General features: G+C 58.9%; 3 protein-coding genes. 2 read left to right on the forward strand and 1 reads right to left on the reverse strand.

Annotation, left to right across the window (positions count from 1 at the left end; all coding sequences use genetic code 11):
* Both ACETWG_01510 and ACETWG_01515 read left to right on the forward strand, forming a co-directional pair.
* Nucleotides 1–1,360: M16 family metallopeptidase (locus ACETWG_01510; GenBank protein ID MFB0515262.1), on the forward strand; the 1,360-nt coding region annotated here is incomplete at its 5' end.
* Nucleotides 1,357–2,667 (forward strand): M16 family metallopeptidase, encoded by a 1,311-nt coding sequence (locus tag ACETWG_01515; GenBank protein ID MFB0515263.1) that lies wholly within the window; start codon nt 1,357–1,359, stop codon nt 2,665–2,667. The genes ACETWG_01510 and ACETWG_01515, both read left to right, overlap by 4 nt.
* Before the next feature lie 94 nt (nt 2,668–2,761).
* Here the strand turns inward: ACETWG_01515 and ACETWG_01520 are convergent.
* Nucleotides 2,762–4,213 (reverse strand): caspase family protein (locus ACETWG_01520; GenBank protein ID MFB0515264.1); only part of this gene is annotated, 1,452 nt, incomplete at its 5' end.

Consider the following 4,213-nt stretch of genomic DNA (forward strand, 5'->3'; position numbering starts at 1 on the left):
GAGGATAATGAAGGCTCAGCCGAGAATACTGCCTTTTTTGTTTCTGATGGCCGTGACCACTGTGCGGGCGGGTGAGGCGCTGTCGGCTAAGATTCTGGACAACGAATTGCAGGTGATTGTGGTCGAAAACCATACAGTGCCCCTGGTAACGATTGAGTTAATCGTCAGGAATGGTTCTTTCAATGAGGCCCCGGAAGAGAATGGATTGGCCAACTTCCACGCGCATATGTTCTGCAAGGCGAACCAGGCTTATCCTGGTCCCGGGGCCTGCCTGGAGCGCACCCGGGAGTTAGGTATGGTAACCGGCAGCAATGTGCAGGAGGAGTGGGAGCACTTCTTTGGCACTCTCCCCAGGGATTCCTTGAGGTCGGGCCTGGAGCTTATGCGTCAATCGCTTCTGTATCCTCTATTCATGGGTGATGAATTGGGACGTGAGAAGCGAGTAATCCTGGATCAGATGGATCGGCAAGCTGCCACTCCCGCTTATCATTTGGCCCAGGCGTTGCGTAAGAAGCTGTGGGGTAAGAACGACAGCCGGAAAAATTATCTGGGTGATCCGGAGGTGATTCGATCCGTCACCCCCGATCAGATGCGCCTGATCCATGGACGGTATGTCATACCGAATAACGCGGCGTTGTTGGTATCCGGGGATGTGAAGCCCGGGGAGGTGTTCAGGCAGGCGAGGGAACTCTTTGGTGATTGGAAACCCGGTCCCGATCCCTCCCGGGTAAATCCCATTCCTCCTATGGTCCCTCTTCCGGCCAGCGAGGACACGGTGGTGATTCAGGCGGTCAATAATGCCGAGATTGTCATGGCCTGGCATGGACCCAGCGTGACCGCCGACGTAAAGGGGACCTTCGCAGCCGATGTCTTTTCCTTCATTCTCAACCAGAAAATATCCGAGTTTCAAAAGAACCTGGTGGACTCGGGCATCGCATTGAGTGCGGATATTATCTATTTCACTCAGAAGCATATCGGTCCCATTTTAATCAGTGTGAGCTGTCGCCCGCAAAAATTCTGGGAGGCTTATGAAGCGCTGCGGGCCGAGGTTGAAAGGTTTGCCGATCCGGGATACTTTACGGATGAGCAATTGGCGAATGCGAAAACGCTGCTGGAGGTGGACGCCGTCTATCGGGGGGACAAGGCGTCCAATCTCATCCACGAGGTTGCTTTCTGGTGGGCCGTAGCGGGATTGGATTATTACCGCGACTACCTGAAGAACCTGCGGGCGGTAAGTCATCAAGACATTGCCGATTACGTCAAGCGATACATTATCGACCAGCCCCACGTTACGGCGGCGATGGTGAGTAAACAGACTCAGCAGCAACTCAAAGTTGTAGAAGGGAGTCTGACAAGATGAGTGTACGGACAGTCAGGAGGTGCTTTGCATTAGCGGCCTGCCTGGGCCTGCTGGCGTGCGCGCGACCTGGCAAGGTTGAGACCACCGACTTCATCGTTGATGGGCTGCAGGTTATTTTCAAGGACACGCCGGGTAATCCGGTAGTCGCGGGCGGGTTTTACCTGCTGGGGGGCACCAACTACATGGGTGCCGGGCAGGCCGGTATCGAGATTTTCATGTTCGATGCGGCTACCCGGGGTACCAAAACCCGCACCAAGGATGAATTGAATGCCAGCCTGGAATCCTTGGGCACCACTTTCGATGTGCTGGCGACCTATGATTATACCGTCCTCACCTTCCAGTGCATCCTCGACCACTTCGATCACTCCTGGGACCTATATACCGATGTGCTTCTGCAGCCGCGTTTTGAGCCCCGGGAGTTGGATCTGGTCCGCCAAAAAATGGTAGCGGTTATCGAAGCCGAGAACGACCAGCCAAAGGGCTACGTCAGTCGGGTTGCGAACGACCTGTTTTACGAAGGGCATCCTTACGGTGTTAGTGTATACGGTATCACCTCGAGCGTTGCCAGCCTGTCACGCAAGGACCTGATCCAGTACTTTCGTGGGGATGTGACTAAAAACCGGGCCCTGCTGGTTATGGTTGGCGATCTGGACCTCAAGGATGTGACCAATAAGGCCCGGGACCTGGCTCGGCAGCTACCGATGGGGCCGGAGCTGCGCCTGCCAACGCTGGCCTTTGATCCGGGCAAGCCTGACCTGGCCATCGCCCGGCGCGACCTGCCAACCAATTACATTCTGGGCTTCTGTGCGGCCCCCCGCCCGGGTCACCCGGACTATCCCGCCTTCACCGCCGCCATGAACATGTTGAGTGACCGACTGGTCGAAGAGCTGCATACCAAACGCGACCTGGCCACCGAGCCCGGCGCGGGTTTCGCCCGCCGCATCGCCAACATCGGCGTCATCTACACGACCACCACCAAACCTGACAGCACCGTGGCGGTGATCTTCCAGACCATCGACCAGATGATCCGCGAGCCCATCCCGGAACAGCAGCTCAAAAATGCTCTCAGCATTTCGGTGACCCGTCACCTGCTGGATAATGAATCGTCCATGAATCAGCTGCTGCAACTGGCCTTGTGGGAGATTGTTGGCGGCGGCTGGGAAAAGGCGGACCAGTACCTGTCAGAGCTGCAAGCGCTTCGGCCGGCAGACATCCAGGCCGTACTGCGGAGATACCTGCGGAACTTCCACTTTGGGATAGTCGGTAATCCCCGGCGGATTAACGAACGGCTGTTTAAAAGCCGCTAGGATTGTCTGAAACCGCCAGGGTCGCCAGGTACTGAAACAATACTCGTCGCCAGCCCCCAGCCCTTCGGCGTTGCTCAGGGTAGGTCCCAAGTCTCTATTTATAGCGCACGAAGACCTGCTCTTCGTTTCCCGGCGTCACGGTGGGAGTCTGCTGGCGGTTGTGCAGCCGGCGGGCCATGTAGGGCACCTGCTCTTCCAGGTAGGTCTGGAGTTCGCCCACCATCAGCGTTTTATCACCGTCCCGATCCGCTTCCCCCTGCAGCCCCCTGAGGAAATAGTAGGTGTAGAGGCTGTGACTCTGCTCGGGGTACCAGGAGCTGACTTCCTCGCCGGCCGCGGAGGTGAATACGGTGGTATTCTTATCCAGCCGGGCGCGGTCCTCCACCACCAGCATGATGGGGCTGAGGTTCTGGATGAGCATGCCCTGGTGGCTGGCGCCGGAGAAGCAGGCGTCGATAACCACGGTGATGCTGTTTGCCTTGATATCTCCCAACTCCTCGTAGAACTCGTCGAGTGGAACACCGCTTTCCTGCACGTAGTTGGGATTGCAGTCCACCGGCACGAAGTAGCCGCGTTTCTCTTCCACGTCCGGAGCCCCGTGACCGGTGTAGTAGACGAATACGTCGCTGTTCTTTTTCGCGGCATTCCGCAGCTGCCTGAGGGCGGTGCGAAAACCGGCTAGCGTGGCGTCCTGGTGGATGAAGATGTTCCCCTCCCGGTAGCCCAGTGTCCGGACCAGGTACTGCTTCATGAACTCCCCGTCCCGGTGGGCGAAAGCCACGTCAGGCACGTCGGGATCCCGGTAGCGCCGGTTGGCGATGATCAGGGCCACGGCGTCCTTGCGCTGGTCCAGGCCCTGGGGGATGTCCCGCTCGATGTCTATGGACAGCCCGCCCGCCGCGGCAATCTCCGGCATTTCCAGCTCCTTCCCGGCAATGACTACCTGCTGGATGGAGCGCACCGGCTGATTGAAGGGCAGCTCCAGGGGGGCCTCGGCCAGACCGTAGCGGCCGTGCCGCTCGGTGAGGGTTAGGCTGACAGGTATCTCGGTAGCCCGGCGGTTGGTGTAGACCTGGAACTGGAGATCCCGGTAGGAGCCGGCCGCCAGAGTACCCAGGTCGAACTCGGTCTCGCTGCCCGCCGCGGCGAATACGTTCCGGCCGATGTTGACCCGGGCATTCACTTTCTCAGCGCTGCCCCGGCCCCGGTTCTGCACCCGCACCATAACCGTCACCACCTCCCCCGCCTCGATCATGCCATTGCCTGAGGCGTCGTCGATGCCCACGTCGGCCAGGGCCAGCTGCGGCGGCTCAAAGGCGCGCGTCTCGAAGGTAACCTCGATGGGATCGGGCTCGAAGCCGTTGGCCTCGCTGAAGGTGCACGTAAGTGTCACCTGATCATCGGGTATGTCCAGCCCGGCCTTGATAGGGATGCTGACCTGCTGACTCTTACCCGCCGGGATTTCGCCCAGGTAGCGCCGGGCTGGGAAGGAGAGACCGGAGATATCGCCCTGAGCCTTGTCCTGAGCGGAGTCGAAGGATTGTCG

The sequence above is a fragment of the Candidatus Neomarinimicrobiota bacterium genome, from assembly GCA_041862535.1.
GTDB lineage: Bacteria > Fidelibacterota > Marinisomatia > SCGC-AAA003-L08 > TS1B11.